Source organism: Pseudomonas protegens CHA0, from assembly GCF_000397205.1.
Taxonomy (GTDB): domain Bacteria; phylum Pseudomonadota; class Gammaproteobacteria; order Pseudomonadales; family Pseudomonadaceae; genus Aquipseudomonas; species Aquipseudomonas protegens.
This window is the reverse complement of sequence record NC_021237.1, coordinates 4314048-4331148: the sequence shown is the minus strand read 5'-3', so window position 1 is coordinate 4331148 and position 17101 is coordinate 4314048. Positions and strand designations below refer to the sequence as shown.

At 54.8% G+C, this 17101-nt stretch carries 24 protein-coding genes; 4 read left to right on the top strand and 20 right to left on the bottom strand.

Translation table 11 applies throughout. From position 1 onward, the window contains the following. Positions 1-33: 33 nt before the first annotated feature. From PFLCHA0_RS31320 to PFLCHA0_RS31310, 4 genes are all read right to left on the bottom strand, one after another. On the bottom strand, positions 34-471 hold the full coding sequence (locus PFLCHA0_RS31320; RefSeq protein WP_227454121.1) for a hypothetical protein: 438 nt from the start codon (positions 469-471) through the stop codon (positions 34-36). Between the two features lie 10 nt (positions 472-481). Next, a complete protein-coding gene (locus PFLCHA0_RS19225; RefSeq protein ID WP_041118967.1) occupies positions 482-1054 on the bottom strand; it encodes a hypothetical protein in 573 nt (190 codons plus the stop codon). A 39-nt stretch (positions 1055-1093) separates the two neighbouring features. Further along, positions 1094-1279 carry an ATP-binding protein gene (locus PFLCHA0_RS32365; protein ID WP_077934458.1) on the bottom strand — a complete coding sequence of 62 codons (186 nt, stop codon included), beginning with the start codon at positions 1277-1279 and terminating at the stop codon, positions 1094-1096. A 1058-nt stretch (positions 1280-2337) separates the two neighbouring features. After that, on the bottom strand, positions 2338-3702 hold the full coding sequence (locus PFLCHA0_RS31310; protein ID WP_080644464.1) for a Shedu anti-phage system protein SduA domain-containing protein: 1365 nt from the start codon (positions 3700-3702) through the stop codon (positions 2338-2340). Positions 3703-4121: 419 nt separating this feature from the next. Between PFLCHA0_RS31310 and PFLCHA0_RS19220 the strand changes: the two genes are divergently transcribed. Beyond that, positions 4122-4607 carry a GNAT family N-acetyltransferase gene (locus PFLCHA0_RS19220; RefSeq protein WP_134532620.1) on the top strand — a complete coding sequence of 162 codons (486 nt, stop codon included), beginning with the start codon at positions 4122-4124 and terminating at the stop codon, positions 4605-4607. Positions 4608-5228: 621 nt separating this feature from the next. Here the strand turns inward: PFLCHA0_RS19220 and PFLCHA0_RS19215 are convergent. The 7 genes from PFLCHA0_RS19215 to PFLCHA0_RS19185 form a co-directional block, all read right to left on the bottom strand. Then, positions 5229-6278 (bottom strand): tyrosine-type recombinase/integrase, encoded by a 1050-nt coding sequence (locus tag PFLCHA0_RS19215; protein ID WP_015636206.1) that lies wholly within the window; start codon positions 6276-6278, stop codon positions 5229-5231. A gap of 1 nt (position 6279) precedes the next feature. Further along, positions 6280-6522 carry a DUF4224 domain-containing protein gene (locus PFLCHA0_RS19210; RefSeq protein ID WP_015636205.1) on the bottom strand — a complete coding sequence of 81 codons (243 nt, stop codon included), beginning with the start codon at positions 6520-6522 and terminating at the stop codon, positions 6280-6282. Between the two features lie 43 nt (positions 6523-6565). Continuing rightward, positions 6566-7213, bottom strand: a complete 648-nt coding sequence (locus PFLCHA0_RS19205) for a DUF1281 family ferredoxin-like fold protein (protein ID WP_015636204.1) — start codon at positions 7211-7213, stop codon at positions 6566-6568. Between the two features lie 58 nt (positions 7214-7271). Beyond that, the gene (locus PFLCHA0_RS19200; protein ID WP_015636203.1) at positions 7272-8024 is read right to left on the bottom strand and encodes a phosphoadenosine phosphosulfate reductase domain-containing protein; all 753 of its coding nucleotides are present in this window, start codon (positions 8022-8024) and stop codon (positions 7272-7274) included. Positions 8025-8168: 144 nt separating this feature from the next. Next, on the bottom strand, positions 8169-8558 hold the full coding sequence (locus PFLCHA0_RS19195; protein ID WP_230493567.1) for a phage protein NinX family protein: 390 nt from the start codon (positions 8556-8558) through the stop codon (positions 8169-8171). A gap of 52 nt (positions 8559-8610) precedes the next feature. Further along, positions 8611-9036, bottom strand: a complete 426-nt coding sequence (locus tag PFLCHA0_RS19190; RefSeq protein WP_015636201.1) for a hypothetical protein — start codon at positions 9034-9036, stop codon at positions 8611-8613. Positions 9037-9135: 99 nt separating this feature from the next. After that, positions 9136-11205, bottom strand: coding sequence for a DNA cytosine methyltransferase (locus PFLCHA0_RS19185; RefSeq protein WP_015636200.1), 2070 nt, complete (start codon positions 11203-11205; stop codon positions 9136-9138). Between the two features lie 79 nt (positions 11206-11284). Between PFLCHA0_RS19185 and PFLCHA0_RS19180 the strand changes: the two genes are divergently transcribed. Both PFLCHA0_RS19180 and PFLCHA0_RS31305 read left to right on the top strand, forming a co-directional pair. Then, complete coding sequence (locus PFLCHA0_RS19180; RefSeq protein ID WP_041752386.1) at positions 11285-11509, top strand: hypothetical protein; 225 nt, start codon at positions 11285-11287, stop codon at positions 11507-11509. 92 nt (positions 11510-11601) lie between these two features. Next, a complete protein-coding gene (locus tag PFLCHA0_RS31305) occupies positions 11602-12663 on the top strand; it encodes a hypothetical protein (RefSeq protein WP_015636199.1) in 1062 nt (353 codons plus the stop codon). A 6-nt stretch (positions 12664-12669) separates the two neighbouring features. Here the strand turns inward: PFLCHA0_RS31305 and PFLCHA0_RS19175 are convergent, their stop codons facing one another. From PFLCHA0_RS19175 to PFLCHA0_RS31740, 9 genes are all read right to left on the bottom strand, one after another. Next, positions 12670-12993 (bottom strand): hypothetical protein, encoded by a 324-nt coding sequence (locus PFLCHA0_RS19175; RefSeq protein WP_015636198.1) that lies wholly within the window; start codon positions 12991-12993, stop codon positions 12670-12672. Between the two features lie 81 nt (positions 12994-13074). After that, the gene (locus PFLCHA0_RS19170; RefSeq protein ID WP_015636197.1) at positions 13075-13593 is read right to left on the bottom strand and encodes a hypothetical protein; all 519 of its coding nucleotides are present in this window, start codon (positions 13591-13593) and stop codon (positions 13075-13077) included. 7 nt (positions 13594-13600) lie between these two features. Beyond that, positions 13601-14164: a siphovirus Gp157 family protein gene (locus PFLCHA0_RS19165; RefSeq protein WP_015636196.1), complete on the bottom strand. Its 564-nt coding sequence runs from the start codon at positions 14162-14164 to the stop codon at positions 13601-13603. Beyond that, positions 14161-14889, bottom strand: a complete 729-nt coding sequence (locus tag PFLCHA0_RS19160; protein WP_015636195.1) for a hypothetical protein — start codon at positions 14887-14889, stop codon at positions 14161-14163. The genes PFLCHA0_RS19165 and PFLCHA0_RS19160 overlap by 4 nt, the downstream gene beginning before the upstream one ends. 108 nt (positions 14890-14997) lie before the next feature. Next, positions 14998-15174: a hypothetical protein gene (locus PFLCHA0_RS31865; RefSeq protein ID WP_015636194.1), complete on the bottom strand. Its 177-nt coding sequence runs from the start codon at positions 15172-15174 to the stop codon at positions 14998-15000. Beyond that, the gene (locus PFLCHA0_RS19155) at positions 15171-15371 is read right to left on the bottom strand and encodes a hypothetical protein (RefSeq protein WP_015636193.1); all 201 of its coding nucleotides are present in this window, start codon (positions 15369-15371) and stop codon (positions 15171-15173) included. The genes PFLCHA0_RS31865 and PFLCHA0_RS19155 overlap by 4 nt, the downstream gene beginning before the upstream one ends. Continuing rightward, the gene (locus PFLCHA0_RS19150) at positions 15368-15559 is read right to left on the bottom strand and encodes a hypothetical protein (protein WP_015636192.1); all 192 of its coding nucleotides are present in this window, start codon (positions 15557-15559) and stop codon (positions 15368-15370) included. The genes PFLCHA0_RS19155 and PFLCHA0_RS19150 overlap by 4 nt, the downstream gene beginning before the upstream one ends. Then, positions 15556-15978, bottom strand: a complete 423-nt coding sequence (locus tag PFLCHA0_RS19145) for a hypothetical protein (protein ID WP_041752385.1) — start codon at positions 15976-15978, stop codon at positions 15556-15558. The genes PFLCHA0_RS19150 and PFLCHA0_RS19145 overlap by 4 nt, the downstream gene beginning before the upstream one ends. Beyond that, positions 15975-16253 carry a hypothetical protein gene (locus PFLCHA0_RS31740; protein WP_134532617.1) on the bottom strand — a complete coding sequence of 93 codons (279 nt, stop codon included), beginning with the start codon at positions 16251-16253 and terminating at the stop codon, positions 15975-15977. Before PFLCHA0_RS31740 ends, PFLCHA0_RS19145 begins: the two co-directional genes overlap by 4 nt. Before the next feature lie 275 nt (positions 16254-16528). Here PFLCHA0_RS31740 and PFLCHA0_RS19140 point away from each other — a divergent pair, with 275 nt between their 5' ends. Beyond that, complete coding sequence (locus PFLCHA0_RS19140; RefSeq protein ID WP_041752384.1) at positions 16529-17044, top strand: hypothetical protein; 516 nt, start codon at positions 16529-16531, stop codon at positions 17042-17044. Positions 17045-17101: the final 57 nt, after the last annotated feature.

Genomic DNA, 17101 nt, shown 5'->3' with positions numbered 1-17101 from the left:
AATCAGTTATCCCTTCAGTACTTATAGAAGATGCTAAAAGCCTGGGGGAATATAACCGGGAACATAAGGAATATTTTGGCACTTGCCATGAAATACTTCTCCATTCTGAATTTTGAAAAGCACTATTTTTTTTGCTTTGTTCACCGTTGCTTCAATCTTGCAGTCGGAGCTATGACCGACGTTCTCGTAATACTCGGTATGGGTCAAACCATTACTGCCTTGTGTCATGGATGTTCCGGCTGCCTCAGTTGTCGACCACTGAGAGGATTTGTACCACGTCATTACGACAAGTGTACCTGCATCAGGATCTTGAGTTGCTTTCATCGTATCGGGCCTGCCAAACAGATTCAGCGCCTCTTGGGCATCGCGACCTTCCCAACGACTTTGAGCAATTAAGGAACAGCCGCTGCTTACCATTATGCCTGACACTGCTAGCATTAAAGAAAACGTTTTCATCCATTGATATATCATGGAGTTTACCTTACCTGGACTTTTCAGGGTTTTTGTTGTTTAACATTTCATCCAGCTCTTCCATTGGGCTCTTCGGCGGTGCTTGTACCTCCGTGATGATCCCGAGCATTTTCATCTGATCAAATTTACCCAGTGACAACATGCCGTTGAAGACTCGATCTTGGGGATTACATACAAAGGCAAATGTATATAAAAGCGCCTTGTCATCCAACGTATGCCACTCATTGGAGACTTTCAAATCCCGGCGTGCGTAGCTCGTTCGTTCTATTGATGTTCCTTTAAGAAAGCGGGCTCTGTGCTTGGAGCACTGGACTTCAACTGAATAGACATCCGCCAATGGCTTGGATGGGTCAGCGAAGACTTGGTTTACGTCTACTGACTGAAGCCCACCCGCCGCTTGACTCCGTGGCGTCATGGACGTGAGATCAGCGACAAACACTATGTTGTTTTTGCCCGTGCCTATGCTATAGACACGCCACCAATCGCCAATGGGGTTCGCTTTGTCAGCTATCGCTGAAGTGGAGGCAGCAAGTAGTAAAGTAATTGGTATGACGTATTTATTTAATTTCAAAAACTCTGGCATGCTGTGTCGTGCCTCCTTGAATATGAATTTGTTATCCATTTACATTAAATTAATCAAGCCAAACAAGCACGCTAAAAAATAGAATTTCTCAACTGAGTATCTCGAGTCAGTGATATTTGCTGGCCAGCACACGCTGCCATGCTCGTAGCGTCTGGCGACTAAATTAAGAAGCAAATTAGCTTCGTTGCAATCAAAAAGTAAATAACACATTTCATCGATTATCATCAACTTCGAGCGTTAAACTACCCAGCCAAACGTCCCTTGTGATACTGCGCGACTAGTCGAAATGTCCGATTGACTGAAATCTCAGAATGGCAGCACTAGTCGGGACTATGATCCCCGTAGGAGGGGGGGAGTCAACTAGCACAAATGTACTAGTTCGAGCGCTTGAAGAAACCCTGGAAAGGACTTCAAGGTTTGGTGAAACACCCACCACGCACAAACGGAGCAGATGAGTTCCGTTGGAAGAGATGTCCCTGTTGATCAACCTTGGCAAAGAGGGTTATTGCGAACAAGGGTTGATTAGGCGAAGGCCAGCCGAGGTGGGACTGGCCTGCTCGTCTAGGGGATGTTGGTTTCGACGGTTCAAAAAAAGGCCCCTCACCTGGCAGGGATGTGGGCCTTTTTAGTGGTCGTGGTAACCATGCCCCCTACATTTGGCTACTGGTATCGGTCGTGCTGGTAAGCGTATAAGCAGCGCTTAATTTGGGGGATTGGGGCATGCCAGGCATCAGCGTATTAACGATTAGCGATCAGCCCGGTTTGCCGAGCGCAGAGTCCAAACAGCCTGGCTTTTGCGGTTGAACTCAGTACATAAATCGAGCGACTGGGCTTCTGGTGTTCGCGCCTACCATAATGCAATCGGCTACACGCAGGCCCTGCGAGACGCTGAACTTATTACGAATGATACAGAGTTGGCCATGACAGCCTCTCGGGCCGAAGTATGGCAGACGGCTTCGGACCGCTTGAGTGGAAATATGGTGGCGAAAGGCGCATGGGTGACGCGTTCCCACAAAACGGGATCAGCCTGCCGGATTTGATCCACACCGAGTGGCTGATCACTTGGCACACCTCGGACGCGTTATCCTCGCTACCCTGGTTTGCAGATGCCGAACAGGTTGTTGGCTCGAAGCGCAGATGATCTTAGGGCATTTTTAGGGCATAGCGGATACCGCTTTAGGCCTATATAGGCCTTAACTCAGGTGCTACATACTCTAATTTCGTGGCCTTGAGCGGACTGCGGTTGATTATGGTCGGGTTCGAATCCCTATCCTTATGGCTGTTTATGTCGGAGGAAAACTTGAGAGCATTGTGTAAGCGGAAATTGCTCTTTCAAGGAGATCGTCGAATGTGAGGAACTCATCGATGTTGTATTGGTCTATCATCAGTCCCATGTATTCGCGTGCATCTGACACGTTCTTAAAATTTTGCTGAGTAAATCGACTCATGATTACGGACGTTTTGCATTTCGATTGAATACCTGGATAGCGTGAAGCGACTAACGAATAGTGGGTTTTTATATAGTGCTTCCATTCAGCTGTTTGGAATACGGCTTGACTGACTTCTGCTCGTGGTTGTCCCAGCGTTGTGGCTAGTTTTTTTGCGGGGCGTTCGATTTCAATTAATTTGTAAGATTGGTCGGGGTATTTAATGATGAAGTCTGGCTGAAGTTTTGTTTTGCCGATGGGTGAAGTCTGACCATTTGGATAGATTAGTTCGGGCTTGCTTTCGCATGAGCCGTAAACATCTAGCAGTACTGGATGTTTCTCTAAGATAGCGTGAAATATAGACTCAATGCCGTCTGGCTGAAACCTTAAAGCCTCTCCTAAGGTAGAAATGGCAATCTTTAATGAGTCAAGGCGATTATTGTAAGAATCAAGCCATTCCGGTTCGCTACCGAACGATATAGAACCTCCTAGAGGCTCACGCCCGTATGTGGCTAAGGCTGAGCCGATATCTCGGCGGATATCTTGCTGGACGCGTAGGGTTATCAGTCGCTTGTCCCACGCTGCCTCATCGGCATGACTAACTACCTCGATATACTCAAAAAATCTTCTATTGTTTAGGTCTGCCGGGAAAAATCCTAAATTCTTAGTGATGTGAGACCTGCCAAAATCAGCGGCATCATCAAATTTTGGATCAAGCACCGAGCCATATGCACCAAATGTCAGTGTGTTGACTAGTTTTTTATATGGTAAATTTATTTGTTTTAGGGATAGTGTTAGTTCAAGTTCAGGGTCTGAGATTTGCAGCTCTCTCTCTATGCCCTGTACTCGGCTGCGCCATATACAGGAGGCTAGGGGAGTTTTCGATACTATTCTATAAATGCCGATGTCCTTCCCTTGTAGTTGGTTGTCGGCTAAGAATTGGGTGACATCTTTGGGAGTTCTGGTTGGCTCATAATCCACTTTAAGCGCAGGACCGCCAGCAATGTACCACTGGTGTGGTGGTTCGTTTTCAATGGAAATCACAACGCCGTCTTGAGCAACGTAGACCTGAAGTTTTTTGGCGTCTAGATAAGGGGACTGAACTAGATTCGGATATCCAGGACCATCTGGTAGAGGTGTGGTGGCTCTGCGGTACTCGTTACGATACCGCCGTGTGTAGGCGAACATGAATTCCGCAACCATCTCAACGGTGACTGACATGCACTGTGACCATCCCAAATGGCGTTCTCTTACCTATAAGACTCCTGCAACAGCTTTATAGAGTAGGTGGGTGGATTGTTGTAGTTTTTTGGCAGTGAAAGTGGAAGGTTCTACGCCGACTGATCGAATAGAGCTGCGCCTCAAGTGGCGAGGATGATCAAAAGGGTGTGGTACAAAATTGGTACCGAAACTTAGTCTGCCGTTTTGAAGCCTTGATGCTATAGGCTTTCAGGGAACGTCCCCCAATCCATCACGGATTTGGGGGCTAATTTCTGCATCCCTGGCAGCAGTCGAGCAAAGCAGACGCAGATCTGAGGGGGTAGACTCTTGGGTGACCCATTGGAATTGCGCGAGGCCCAAGTGTGGACGGAGTGGTAAAAATCCGCAGAGCATGTGTAGACGATGCTGAGGTGTTAGGAGTGATTGGTCCTGCTGCTTATGCAGCGTCCTATCATTACCTATGGAATGACTGCGTAGCTTTAGCCAATCAACTGGATACCTTTAGTACATCAGCATTTTTGATGCTGCTGCGACAAGCTGAATCAAGGCTTTGGGTAGCCGAGGTTGCTGGGGTTGCGGTTGGATTCTTAACCATGATGGTTGACTCTCGAAACCCGATCACGCACGAATGTGGGGGAGCGGAGATTTCTAGGATCTATCTTCTACCGGGCAGTCAGAAGTCGGGGTTAGGGTTTCGACTTGTGTCTGCAGCAATCGAGCACGCGAAAGAGTTAGGGCTGACGCACGTATGGCTGGATGTAATGGCGTCTGCAGTAAATGCAAGAAACGCCTATCTCAAGTGGGGCTTTTCAGAGATAGGAAGTAAGAATTTTTCTCGTCAAGTCAAAGCCGAGTATTCACAAATGGTTGTCCTGAGGATGGACCTCCGTACCACCGTCTCGTAGTGGCGCCTGTTCTCAAATTTTAGTCGCACCTTTCACTGTCGATCTCTGAACGAAAAGTGGCAGGTGACAGCTTAGAGCTACCAGGTGAAGTGGTAAAAAATTGGTACACAGTCTGATGTTGATCAACGGAGGTCTTTAAAATTAAGGCTTACAGCGTTTGTGTGTCCAATCCATCATCGGGGCGATGCAGCAATTACTCCCGTCCAGTAACTGCAGGCCATGGTGTGTGGCAAGAATCGGTCATCCTGAGGTTAGGAAAATACAGGACAGCATCCAGGTCGGGCCACAGGTTTTGGCATTCTGTCGGCAAGGTGCCGTAGGGGGGTAGTTGCGGAAACTAAAGAAATGATGCGGAAACGGTCAGATGGTGACGGTAAGCGCCCGTGAGCAGCAGAAACAAAAAAGCCCTGAAAAATCAGGGCTTTCTCGTTGAGATTTGGCGGAGGCGTAGAGATTCGAACTCTAGGACCTGTTACAGTCGGCGGTTTTCAAGACCGCTATGCAAAGGCCCATAGATCAAGAGGTCTAGAGTTTTTTCATTGCAAAACTTTGGTATTTTGAATGCTCTACAGGCCGCATTCTACAAGGGGCGTCTTTCGCGTTTTGTAACGGCTTTTCCTCCTATTTGGACGGCTGGGCAATAGCCCCGACTCGCCGGTATACGCGCTCCGTGATGTCGCCTTTGGTGTGCCCCAGAAGCAGGCTTGCCTCGTCGATATCGGTGATTTCTGACGCGGCTTTTGGCCTGATATCTCGGAACTGAAAGTTTGCGATCCTGCTCGCCATAAGCGTGTCGCCCGCTTCAATTGCCTCCGTCTTCGCCTTGTCCCTCGCCTTATCCCATCTGTCGCGCAGCATCTTGGCGGTCATGCGCTTACCTCGCGAGCTCACAATCAGGTAGCTACACAGATGCTGAGCATTGCGCTCGTTCATCTGCGAAATTAGAAGTCCAAGGCTGTTGAGGACTCCGTTGGCTGATACCTGGATGCGAAGCTTCTTGTGCGTCTTGTTCTGCTGAACTCCCAGATAATCCCCCTCTACATCGTCCCTGCGCATAACCAAGACATCTGCCGGCCGCTGGCCAGTCAGATACGCCAAATCCATAGAATCCTTCAGTTCCTGGCACGCCTTCCGGTAAACCGCATCCCACACCACGTCATTTGCGTAATAGTCGCGAGGAGTTTCCTTATTCTTGCGTACGCCCTGGCAGGGGTTCTCTTTCGTGGTAAGGCCCCACTCGCGCGCCATGTTGAACACATGGGAGAGGGTTGCGATCTCTCTGTTCGCTCGTACTTTCGCCGTTCGTGCATCCCGATACCCGGCAATGGTTGCCGGGGTTATGGAGTCGATCGGGGCGCTATCGAACAGAGGGCGCAGTTGCTTGATCTCGGCCAGGTTGTCGCGCTGCGTGCGGGGCGCCTTCTTTGGGATAATGTCACGGATGTACCGATCAAAAATTCCCTTCATAGTGCGCAGATCTAGAGGCTTGTCCTTGGCTTCAAGCTCGGCCCATTTGAGCCGAGCCAGGTCGAGGTCCTTGCCGAGTGAGATGCGCTTACCCGCTGAGTCCAGGTAGAAGTAAGCAGTCCATGCTGTGCCGTCTTTTCGTGGCCGGACCCACTGGTACATCCTGGGGGGCAGGTGTCGATTCTCGGTCTTGCGGGGGCGCATATCAGTTCACTCGCGAAAAGTCTGGCATCCATGCCGGCGCTGCCGGCGGCGGGTTGGGTTCAAAAATTGTCGGAACCACAGCGCCCAGCTTTATGCGTGCGTACTGGCGACCCACTAGCGGCCGGCCGCCGCGGCTCTCGACATACAGCCACTTTCGATCGTCCAGCCAGCGTCTCTGGTGGAATCGACCCTTGTAGCCGGTGATGTCGGCTAGCTCTTCTTCCGAAAGGATCTCGGTTTCCATGGGGTTCTCCACGCCGCGCGTGGCGGCAGATGGTGGTGATCGATTACTCGTCTTCTTCGTCTTCTGGCCAGCCCTTCAGGTCACGTGCCCAGGCAGTCCACTGTTGACGCTGCTCATCGCTCATTCCGTCCCAGCGCCCGGCAACCTCCGACGAGACAGTTTCCCCAGCCTTGAACTTCACGGTTCCGCAGTTACTTCCGAGGTCTTCGTCTGCATAGCGAACGGTGATTTCATCATCTGGGTGGAGCTTTGAAAGCTCCATCAGGACCGGGAGAGGGCATGACCAAGCGGTATCGAATGAAAGCTCGCCTGTATCAAGGTCGATCACCTGGGCGTAAGCGTTCCATTTTGTGCCCCAGACATCGCGGGCGAAGTCCAGCGAGTGGAAGTGCCCAGACGATCGCTTGTTGCGCAGCATCTGGATGAACTGCTCGAAGCATTCCTCGCTCATTTGCAATACGTTGGCTTCGGCGCGGTTACGCCGTTCAAACCCTGCAATCAAAGGATCGTCGTTTAGCGGCATGGCAGTGATTGCCTGCGCAGCGGTCTCCGCCTGCCCACTGATTCCGTCCCAGGGGAATTCGCCGCGGAAAGGCAGGATAGTGTTGAAGTCGATTTTGCCGCTCTCATTTATCAGCGACTTAAGTACGTGGGCAGGAGCGCTCACCTTGTTGGTCACATGGTTTGGCATGGCAATAGTTATCCGCGCCCGCCATCGCCGGCAGGCTCCGATTGTTGAGTGGGGTATTTTAGGCCGAGAGCTCGATCAGTGGGATTCGGCTCATGTGCATCGTGTAGCCGGTCTTCTTTTCCATGGCGTTGTACTGGGCAAGCAGGCCAGGGTGATGCCGGCGACCATTGCGCAGGTCACCCTTGCTACCGAACATGCAGTACACGCAGCTGAGCCGGTCGTTGCCCTCGGCGTAGGCGTAGTGGGGCGTTTGGCCGGCAGCTGCAATGGTGCTGAACACCTCTTCGCTCTTCATGTCGTGCACCACCAGCCACTCGTACCAGGTCAGCACCGAATTACTGATGCTCATCTGGCTGAACTCTTTGCGCTTGGCCCGCCCCGGGGATTCTTCGGCGCGCAGGCCCAGGCAGTTGACCACCACCTTGTATCCGTTGGCCTTGGCATACCGGCGCACTTCGCGTTGGATGGGGCCCCGCTTGAGGTCGCTGGTACATTGCCTGGTGGATGCGGACGGCCAGCTCGGCACCTCGGGCCGGCTCTCGAAACGGCGTTCGACCATTTCCAGTAGGGTCTTTTTGGCCTTGGCTACGATGAAGGGGAGGTCGGCTGCTTCCGCTTGGTCGCGCGCCAGCTCAAGCGCGCCGGGCCACTCCATGTCACCCAGGCAGGCATGGGCGACGATCAGCTGCCTGGTGGGTATCACCTCCAGCAGCTTGATCAGTTGGGCCTGTGAGTCCTTGCCGCCCGAATGATTGGCGACGAAAAGCGCGCCGGAGGCCACCAAGGCCTCAACGTGTTCATTGAGTTTCATGGATACCTCGCCGGATGGCGTGATGGTTGGTTTCGGGTTTGTCTTATCGCCGCCGGCGTTGCGCGTGGCTATGGTTTGCAGCGTTCGCCCGGTTCGTTGTCAGGCTGCTGCAGCGGCCGGCTTATGCCGGGCCGGGCGGACTCTTCAGGCCAGTTCAGCTGGCACGCTGACCACTTCGCCCAGTTTGGCGGCTATGATGGCGCGGCAGGCGGCGATCAGTGGAGTACTGCCATGCCATGGGGCAGTGCTATCGGTCCATGCGCATGGGTCGCAGGTTTCATCCGAGTAGATGACGCTTAAACGATGCGCGGCTATCAGCGGTCCTCCACAATGCCAGCAGGTGGACGGGGCATAGCTCGATTGGTCTTCACCACCGATGCTAAGGGCCAACGACCCGAACAGTGCGAAAGGCTTCTTCGGTTCGCCTTTGCGCGGCGCCATCATGATGGTCTTTACCCCTTCGATTTGAGCAACTGCCCAATCCAGCGCGGGCCCGATCAGTTCCGCGGTCTTCACTTCGATCATTTGCGTCATGGCCTTGGCCCCGTGTAGATGTTCCATGCGAGGTAGAGCAGGGCGGGGAGGATCATTGCTGCACCCTCCGGCGCGCCCACTGCACATAGGGACCATCCTCGGTATCGAAGATACCCATGAGGAACCACTCTGGTCCTGGCGATTCGGGATTCCAGGCGGTGCATGCAGCATCTTCATCTGGAAGGTCGTAGGCTTCGTCGCCAGAGTGCCAGCCTTTCAGCTCCAGCCCTTGTTCCTTGACCCAGGCGATGTAGGGCGCCGGGTCTTCGCCTTCGCCAAAGCTCGGAATATTTGGGTGATACCACCAGCCATCCTTGTCGCGCTGGACCTCCACGGGGCCGAAGCGATTGGGGCTGTGCGTCGCGCAGGGCATCACGTAGAGCACGTCGGAATATTCGCCACCGCCGGAGCTGAAATTCATTTTGCAGCCGCACTTCGCCGGAGCGCCGTTGATGAACACAATCTTTTCTTCAGGCATGACTTCGTCCTTGGCCGCTATAGCAGCTGACTTGAAGGGGGAGGGTGAGGTTTTTTGCGGGAGGAGTACAAATGTACTCCTATCGGGGTTTGGCTTGCTTCAAGCGGCCTTTGCTTGTCGCTCTGTCATTCTCCATGGGTCGTTGGCCCTGGCCAGCGCAGCCATCGGCGGCGGGCTGACGCTGTTGCCGCACATGTGCACCTGCTGGGTCTTAGTGAATGGCTTGCCGTCTGTGCCGTGGCTGATGATGTAGTCGTCGGGGAAGCCCTGAGCCTTGTAAAGCTCGGCCGGTTGCAGCATTCGCAGGCAGATATCGACGATCACATAGGGCGTGCCCTTGATCGTGACGGTGACCAAGCCCAGGCGATCCTTGGTGGTGACTGTGGGTGCCGGCTCGTTGGCGCCGCTCACGTTCTCGGTGCCGTAGTAGCTGATCAGGAATGCCGCGACCCGCAGGGCGCCTGCTTCAACTTCAGGTGAGAGCTGCAGCTCGACCAGCGAGCTCTTGCCGCCACCGCCGGCTGTTATGGTTGGTGCTGGCTCGTCCACGCCTTGGCCGACGCTGGCGCCGAACTGGCGCTCCATGAAGGCGGTGACCAGCCCGTGGTGAGTGCCCCCGGCGCTGATCGTGTGCAGGGGATCACCAGCATCCCGCGCATCGCAGTTACCGCGCAGGTGCACCAGGTTTGCGGTCACCAGCTGCTGCTGACTGCCGGTGTTTGTCACCGTGGTCATCGGGTCCTCGATGCTCTTGGCGTCCGTGGTGTTGAAGCCGCCATTCATCTGGGCCATGAATACCGTGGAGATACCCATTGCGTGTGCGGCACCTGCTGGCCGCTGGTAGTTGCCGCCGCTGGTGATGGTTGGTAGCGGTTCATCGAGCGCCTTGCCTTCATCCGAGAACCGGAACTTCACCAGGTGAGCGGCTGCAACTGAATGCCCGCCGCTGGCTGTCACCGTCCCCAGCGGGGCACCGGCAAACTTGCTGCCGTTGCCCCAGCGTTGAACACCGCCAGGCTTCCCTTCGCCATGCGCAGCAGTGACCATCACCGGACTGATCAACGTCAGCTCGCCGCGATTTGCGCAGGTCACAGTCGGTAGCGGGGCGGACGGGTCGTTGATCCGGTCGCTGCCCTGGTGCGTGGCTGGGGCGATGATAGGGCTCGCCATGGCGAACGATCCGCCACGGGGCCAGGACGTCACGGTCCGTAGCGGATCATGGGCTGATTGCACGCTTCCCCCCGACCAGTTCGCGATCGGCACAATGAACGGGTCAGCCGCATCAATGACGAACTTCTTCATGCCCTTCGCGATTCGGCGCAGGGTGGCGGGTGCCAGCGGCTTGGCGCGGTCGAAGATGCTTTTGCTTGGGATCGTCCAGTCAATGCACTCGGCGGCGGTGCGCCACCTCTTCTGGCCCTTGGCCGGGTTCTTGGCATGGGTTGGCTCTGGCCACACGATGGGCTGACCGTCGCAGCGGGCGATCATGAACAGGCGTTCTCGGCTGGTCGGCGCGCCGAAGTCGCAGGCCTTGATGACCTTCCACTCAACGACATAGCCCATGCCTTCCAGCAAGGCAACGAAGCGGCGCCAGGTGCGGCCACGCTGCTTCGGGTCGGGGACCAGGAACTGCTGGCCCACCGGCACAACTTCACCGGGTGCTGCCACGTCACCGCCGAGTTTCACCACACGGCCCGTGGCTTTGTCGCGCTTGGCGATCAGCCGGCCCCACTGCAGGATCTGCTTCACGTTCTCCAGGCTGATTACCCGGGGACGCTTCATGCCTGCCCACTTAAGACCGATCCACGACAGATTGCGGATCTCGCGCTTGCGTGGCTGGCCGCCGGCTGCCTGGCTGTGGTGCGTGCAGTCCGGGGACATGTGAAACCAGCCGACGGCCTTGCCGCCGCATTCGGTATCCGGATCACCCTCAAACACGTCGGTTGTGAAGTGCTTGGCGCCCGGGTGATTTACGGTGTGCATGCTGATTGCCTGAGGGCTATGGTTCTTCGCCACATTCACCGTGCGGCCCAGGCCCATCTCCAGACCGGTGCCGGCACCGCCGCCACCGCAGAAGAAGTCGACAACGATCTCATCGTCCTGAGGGTTGAAGCCGAGTCCGTATTGGGTTTTGAAATCGAAAGGGTGTTTCTTCTGTTGTGCGGACATAGGGGATCCTCGCCGGCTGGCGTGATTCGTTTAAGTGAGATAGGTTTGAATTGCGTATACGGCGAAAAGGAGATGCAGGATGTCGAAAAAGGATAGGCCGACCCGTGCAGAGCGACATCGACGAAAACACCCATTCAAGGAGCTTGCAGAGTTACTTGAGGCAACCCCTGTCGAGTATCGAGCCAAGCTCTACGAGAAGCTTGAGCGCGAGAGAGTCGCCGAGTCCCTGGAGAAGTCAGGCAAAAAGCGAAAGGGCGGCTGGCCATTTTTGCCTGGCAACTTCGAAGGTGGATCGAGGAAATGACCCGCCGGTGCGCCTAATCTCTCTACTGGCAGCAAGCGTTGATATGGGGTATTACGGGTGACCGGCATGGAGCCGGAAAAAGGAGACGTACTGTGGATTTATTCAGCCCGCAGGTGAGTGAGGATCGACTTCATCAACATTTTCGGCGGATTAGTCAGAACTTACCCAGTAATGTGTATTGTCGAAAAATTGTAGAAAATTGGGTTGAAGGCTTTCCCGATAGGGACGGGAAATTTGTAAAAGAGTTTCAAACCACATTTAACTCAAGCTTTTGGGAGATATATTTGCACGCAGCGCTTCGTGAATTGAGTGCTACGTTTGACTGGAATTATCACGCTCCAGACTTTGTCGTTTCGATCAAAGGCATTGAATTTTTGATAGAAGCCACAACTGCAAATGCAGCTCAGGATGGAGTTCCGGAGTGGAGTAAATCCCTCACGCCGCCTCAGCCGGGAGAAATAAAATTCAATGAGCTAAATCGAGTGTCGATTATTCGTTTGGCAAATGCTTTTATGAATAAATCAAGTCATTATCTTGAAAAATATTCTAAATTAGAGCATGTGAGAGATAAACCTTTTGTAATTGCTATAGCTCCGTTTGAACAACCTTGGTTTAATCTCCAGGTTTTTCGCGCAATCGAAGCTCTTCTTTTCGATTATTATGTTGATGAAGACGAATACCTTGCTAACCCGGAGCAATTCCCGAACGGGCCAGAGGGTCGTAGTTTAGGAAGTATAAAAAAGGATAATGGCTCTGAGATTGAATTGGGTTTTTTCGATTGTGATAGATTCAGTCATGTAAGCGCGGTTGTGTTTAGCAGTACAGCTACGTGGGGCAAAGTCGAAGCGTTATCCGGGAATCCATTATCTGTGGTAGCTACTCACTGGGAAACTCCGGACGGCATAAAACGGATTGTCACTAAAGGCGGCGAAATAGGCGAAACCGTGACAGATGGGCTTCGTGTATACCATAATCCTTTTGCCAAACATCCACTTTCACTAGAAGCTTTTCGAAGTGATCGTCTGGTGCAAGTTTGGGCCGATCCGAAAAGCCGGGAAATGACGTTTGAGAACGCAGAAAACGCTCTTCATCTTCGGCAGGCGATGATTGTGAATCCTACAGACGACTTCAAAGAAAGGTCTGTAAAAGAGTAAATCTGGCTATGGGTGAATAACTTCATCTCCTGGATCCCGCTTCAATTCTGCCAGGCTCTTATTACGAAACATCCGCGCCACGTTTTCACTTACCGTTACTTTGTGGCGCGGACTTTCGATTGCCTGGTAGGAAAGAGTCGGGCCCAGGGCGTGAGCGTTGAGGATCAGGTTCTGGATTGCTTCGCTGATCTCTTCGATATCGTTCCAGGCCATCAGCTCTTCAAGCTTCTGCCGGGTGCCCAGCCGTAGCCGGTGCCGCAACTCCTTCTCGTCGTACTCGATCCGCTTCGCGGCGTTTTTCGCAGATCGCTCTTTTCCAGTCTTGGCCATGACCTACCTCTTCGATGCCGCTGGCCGGTATCGTCGACCAGGTTTGACGTTTGCGCTGTTGCGGGCGGTTGCTGAAGCGCCTCAAGCTCGCTTCTCCCAGCGCTTCGGGAAGTTGAAGTCGTAGTCGAGTACCAGGCGGTTCAGCAGGGTGTCAGAGATCCCAACCTTCCTGCAGGCCGCGATGCGTGATACTCCAGCGTCCCGAAGAGCCGACAGGCGCTCGATGAGCTTCAAATCCCGCTCCCTATCAACGACCTTGCTCTTGAACGTGAACCCGCCTTCGTGGGAGGCCCGGCGCATGGCAGATTCCGACTTCCCAGTGGCGGCCATGGCCTGGTCGATGGTCATGGTCTTGGCGAGCTCTCGGATCGTGTCGACGTAGGCCTTGCGCTGGACGAAGTGGTCTTCGTAGGTGCGCTTGGGTTGCGGGCGGGTGACGCGTTTGCCATGCGGGCTGTTCAGGTCCTTGCGTGGCCGGCGGGGCTGGAACCTGAAAGACTCCAGCACCTGGACCTTGTTGCCTGACATGAAGAAGGCAGCCTTAGCTGCCTCCAGTTCTGCCTGGCGCTCGGAGCGGACCAGGATGTAGTTGTTGGTCATGGTTACCTCACTTGATCCGGATCGAGCTTTCGCCGCGCTCCAGGTGGGCCCAGGATGGTTCCGAAATCAGCTCGTGCTCGCAGTCTTCGCCGGCATCCATGCGCTTGCGTACCGCAGCGTTATGCTCGCGGATTTCCTTAAGCTTGGCGGCGATGGCGCGCTTGTCTGGCGAGAACACGGTCTTCGTGGCGAGGAAGTCGTACGGGATGTCATCTTCCTTGTCGACGATCACCTTCTCCGGCGCCAGAGCCAGGGTGATGGTGAACAGGGGGCGCTTGATCGACTTGATGTCGGCGGCCTCCATGTTGCTGCGCAGATACTCATCGAGCTTGCCGACTGTGCTCTCTCTGACGCGTTTCAGCTCATTCAGACGATCGACCTCCTTGTTGATGGCATCGATGTCGCCCTGGATGTTGCGGCACAACATGACGACGTTCTCGGCCTTCACTTCGAATTCGCCCTGGATGCCATCCATGGTGTCCTGAATGGCCTGGCGCAATCCTTCGTCGTCGGTATCCGCCAGGGCCACGAGCTCGGCCATCTGACCGGTCAAAGCGTAGAGCTGAGTCATGCTGCTTCCTCCTTGGCTGCGGCATCTGTAAGGCGCTTCCATTCCAGCGAAATGCGCTCGGCGCCCTTGGTGTCTTTTCGTGTGGTGAGTTTGCGGACGGCAACGTCGTGGATTTTTTTCAGCTCCTGGGCCGACTGAGCGCCACCCATGGTTTCGATCACCGATTTGAGGTAATCCAGGCGCTCCTGCTTCTGGCGCTCCAGCTCTGCCTGCTTGTCCTCGGCTTGCTCGATTTTTTCTTCGTCCTTGAGCTGTTTGACGTAGTCCTCATCGTCGAACATCCCCAAGAACACGTCGGCGCTGAAACCGAGCATCGAGAGTGATTTCTTGATCGCGTCGGTGAGCGACTTTTTCGGCGCCTCGCCGTCAGTGGTCGTGCCGTACTTTGACTTGTAGAGGTAGCGCGTACAGCCGTACTGCTCCAACTCGCCGCGCTTGCCATCAACATCGAACCAGAACTTGATCTTCACCGTGTGGTTCAGCTCGTGGCCAAGGCTGACGCGCTTGTCGCCTTCGCCGCTGATCATCTCGGCGCCCTTGTCGAAGCGCTCCTCCAGAACACTCCAACCAAAACCGATCCCGGCCGGACCAAAAATCTCGGTGGCCTTCATGATCATTGCCGTACCGCTGAGGCTGGTAATCTTCTGGCCACCGACCTCGGCAGGCTTCGTGTAGCGGGTGTCGGTCTTATCGACCTGTTCCCAGATCCGCATATTCGTGGACATGAGTGTCTCCCGCGCCATGCTTGAAAGGCGCTGTGAAATTCGGTGAGGGGGCTGTGGAGATCTATCTGAGATAGACGTAGGTAAACCAGGCGATTGCGATAACGGAGATCATGGCGACTCCTCCAGTGATAACAGGCGCTCGCCTAAGGTGATCTTGGCGTTGGCCTGCTCCTTCTTGATGCCGGTGGCCTGGGCGACCTCGGAGAGAGACAGACCTTCGCGACGGAGTTTCGCGCAGCGGATCGCCAACTGCTGGCCGCGCTTGTGCGCGCCGGAGCCGCTCATTGCCGCCGCTCCAATTGAGCCACGCGATAGCGCAGAACTTGCAGCACCCGGCCGCGGTAACCAGGTTCCGCGTACTGCTCAACTGGCGGCCCGTAGAAGCCCCGGCGCTCGGCCAGGCTGTAGGCATCGCGCAGGTTGTGGGCGGTGATGTCTTCCAGCTGCTCCTCGATGAGCGACTTGACTGGGGAAGTGGTCATTCTGCCTCCTTGCGCCGGTGACAGGCTTCCATCAGGCGCTTGCAGTAGTGGGTGAATTCGTCGGTAGTGATTGCCCCGTCGGTGAAGAAGCGGGTGATCAGGCCCTGCACCAGGACATCGATGTCGGGCTGGCTGCTGGGATCGGCAACGCCTTCGAGGGCTTGGTCGATGAGAATGTGAGGGCTCACAGCTCATTGTCCTCGGCCTGGGCAATCAGGCCATCAGCAGCAAGAGGGCGAAGGAGGGTGCGTGCAATATCGCGCAGGGTTTCGTCAGGGTCTTGGCTATCCAGCGCCTCAAATGCGGCGCTGCGGGCTTCTGACACGTCTCTACGGTGCGCAGCCAAGATCAAACGACCGATCACTGTGGCGCCCATTCCGGGCTCGCAGAGATGATCCATCACGTATTCATCGACAGCCTGCGCGAATTGGTCATGCGTTACGCCCTGAGTACTGCGCATGCGGCGCTGGAACATTACGTCTTGCCCGTCCAGCAGGTCACAGGCCGCGTTGTCGACCCAGATCCGCTCAGCCTCCTCGGTATCAACCGACTCTGGAGGCAGCATGGCGTCATACCGGGTCTGGCATATCTGCATTGCAGTGTTCATGCTGCCTCCGGCCAGTGGCGATCAATGCTCTCTTTTGCGTAGGTGGACAGCCGCTCATAGCCGTTCACGCCACCGCAGCCTGGCATCGTTCCTTCCAGCTCGACGCAGGCGCGGATATCACAGCGTCGCGAGCAGACCCAGCCGCCGTAGTGGCATTGGTGGATCTCGCCTTTAGGCTCAGGGTGATAGGCGAGGCCACCTTTCCACGATGGCGAGCCGCGAAGCTTCAGCCCGCAGCCACGGCAGACTGCTTGGGTATCGGTACAGTGATGCATGGCGACCTCCAGTGTTTGGTTGATCCAACAAAACTCGGCTGCACTCATCCGCTCCGCTGGTTGCCGATGGGCGCGGAGGGGAGTGCATGCGGGTGGTATCGGGGAAATGGCCCGGTCTCGCTGCTGGCGACAGACCGGGTTTGCAGCATCAAGTTGTCGACGTACTTAGGGGGGGCTACCTAATTCGGCGCGATGCGCCGTGTCTGAAAAAAGTGGCAACACTCCCGAGGCTGTGCCAGCATCCAATCTCGAAATTACGGCACGGACGCTGAACAATGCTCGATGCTCTGGAAGGCACGCCACTCTGGGTTTATGGCGTATTTCTCCTGGTCTGCTACTACGGAATTAGTGCGTGCAAAACCAGTCGGGAAAGCCAACGATCCCTAATCATCACACCGGTTATTCTGGTGATCTGGTCACTCTTTTCTCTCAGCTACGCGGATCGCGTTGAGCTGACAGTGAGCTGTTGGTTGGCAGGAGTGTTTTTAGGTGTCTTGACCGCATTTGCGCTATTTCCTCGACGCGGACTCACCTTAGACGAGGAGGGCAAGCATCTGATCGTGCCCGGGACATGGAAAGTCCTTGGAATCTCACTTCTCTTTTTTGCCGTGAAATACTTCATCGGTTACCAAGCAGCCGTTCATCCAGAATTCTCGGCGACTATGGAAATGCTCGTCCTTGCTGGTGCCGCATCAGGCTTTACGGTCGGATTGTTCTGCGGCCGCGCTGGTGTCTTCTACCTGGCATGGGTTGCACTCCAAGATATCCAAGAAAGTAAACGTACGGTTTGATCTGGCTCGTTGATTGCTCGATGCGCTCTCATAGAGAGGATCGGGCAGTTAACGTCA

Coding starts and splice junctions, on each gene's coding strand:
- PFLCHA0_RS31320 (WP_227454121.1), bottom strand. CDS start 471: ATGATATATCAATGGATGAAAACGTTTTCTTTAATGCTAGCAGTGTCA.
- PFLCHA0_RS19225 (WP_041118967.1), bottom strand. CDS start 1,054: ATGCCAGAGTTTTTGAAATTAAATAAATACGTCATACCAATTACTTTA.
- PFLCHA0_RS32365 (WP_077934458.1), bottom strand. CDS start 1,279: ATGATAATCGATGAAATGTGTTATTTACTTTTTGATTGCAACGAAGCT.
- PFLCHA0_RS31310 (WP_080644464.1), bottom strand. CDS start 3,702: ATGTCAGTCACCGTTGAGATGGTTGCGGAATTCATGTTCGCCTACACA.
- PFLCHA0_RS19215 (WP_015636206.1), bottom strand. CDS start 6,278: ATGCGCCCCCGCAAGACCGAGAATCGACACCTGCCCCCCAGGATGTAC.
- PFLCHA0_RS19210 (WP_015636205.1), bottom strand. CDS start 6,522: ATGGAAACCGAGATCCTTTCGGAAGAAGAGCTAGCCGACATCACCGGC.
- PFLCHA0_RS19205 (WP_015636204.1), bottom strand. CDS start 7,213: ATGCCAAACCATGTGACCAACAAGGTGAGCGCTCCTGCCCACGTACTT.
- PFLCHA0_RS19200 (WP_015636203.1), bottom strand. CDS start 8,024: ATGAAACTCAATGAACACGTTGAGGCCTTGGTGGCCTCCGGCGCGCTT.
- PFLCHA0_RS19195 (WP_230493567.1), bottom strand. CDS start 8,558: ATGACGCAAATGATCGAAGTGAAGACCGCGGAACTGATCGGGCCCGCG.
- PFLCHA0_RS19190 (WP_015636201.1), bottom strand. CDS start 9,036: ATGCCTGAAGAAAAGATTGTGTTCATCAACGGCGCTCCGGCGAAGTGC.
- PFLCHA0_RS19185 (WP_015636200.1), bottom strand. CDS start 11,205: ATGTCCGCACAACAGAAGAAACACCCTTTCGATTTCAAAACCCAATAC.
- PFLCHA0_RS19180 (WP_041752386.1), top strand. CDS start 11,285: ATGTCGAAAAAGGATAGGCCGACCCGTGCAGAGCGACATCGACGAAAA.
- PFLCHA0_RS19175 (WP_015636198.1), bottom strand. CDS start 12,993: ATGGCCAAGACTGGAAAAGAGCGATCTGCGAAAAACGCCGCGAAGCGG.
- PFLCHA0_RS19170 (WP_015636197.1), bottom strand. CDS start 13,593: ATGACCAACAACTACATCCTGGTCCGCTCCGAGCGCCAGGCAGAACTG.
- PFLCHA0_RS19165 (WP_015636196.1), bottom strand. CDS start 14,164: ATGACTCAGCTCTACGCTTTGACCGGTCAGATGGCCGAGCTCGTGGCC.
- PFLCHA0_RS19160 (WP_015636195.1), bottom strand. CDS start 14,889: ATGTCCACGAATATGCGGATCTGGGAACAGGTCGATAAGACCGACACC.
- PFLCHA0_RS31865 (WP_015636194.1), bottom strand. CDS start 15,174: ATGAGCGGCTCCGGCGCGCACAAGCGCGGCCAGCAGTTGGCGATCCGC.
- PFLCHA0_RS19155 (WP_015636193.1), bottom strand. CDS start 15,371: ATGACCACTTCCCCAGTCAAGTCGCTCATCGAGGAGCAGCTGGAAGAC.
- PFLCHA0_RS19145 (WP_041752385.1), bottom strand. CDS start 15,978: ATGAACACTGCAATGCAGATATGCCAGACCCGGTATGACGCCATGCTG.
- PFLCHA0_RS31740 (WP_134532617.1), bottom strand. CDS start 16,253: ATGCATCACTGTACCGATACCCAAGCAGTCTGCCGTGGCTGCGGGCTG.
- PFLCHA0_RS19140 (WP_041752384.1), top strand. CDS start 16,529: ATGCTCGATGCTCTGGAAGGCACGCCACTCTGGGTTTATGGCGTATTT.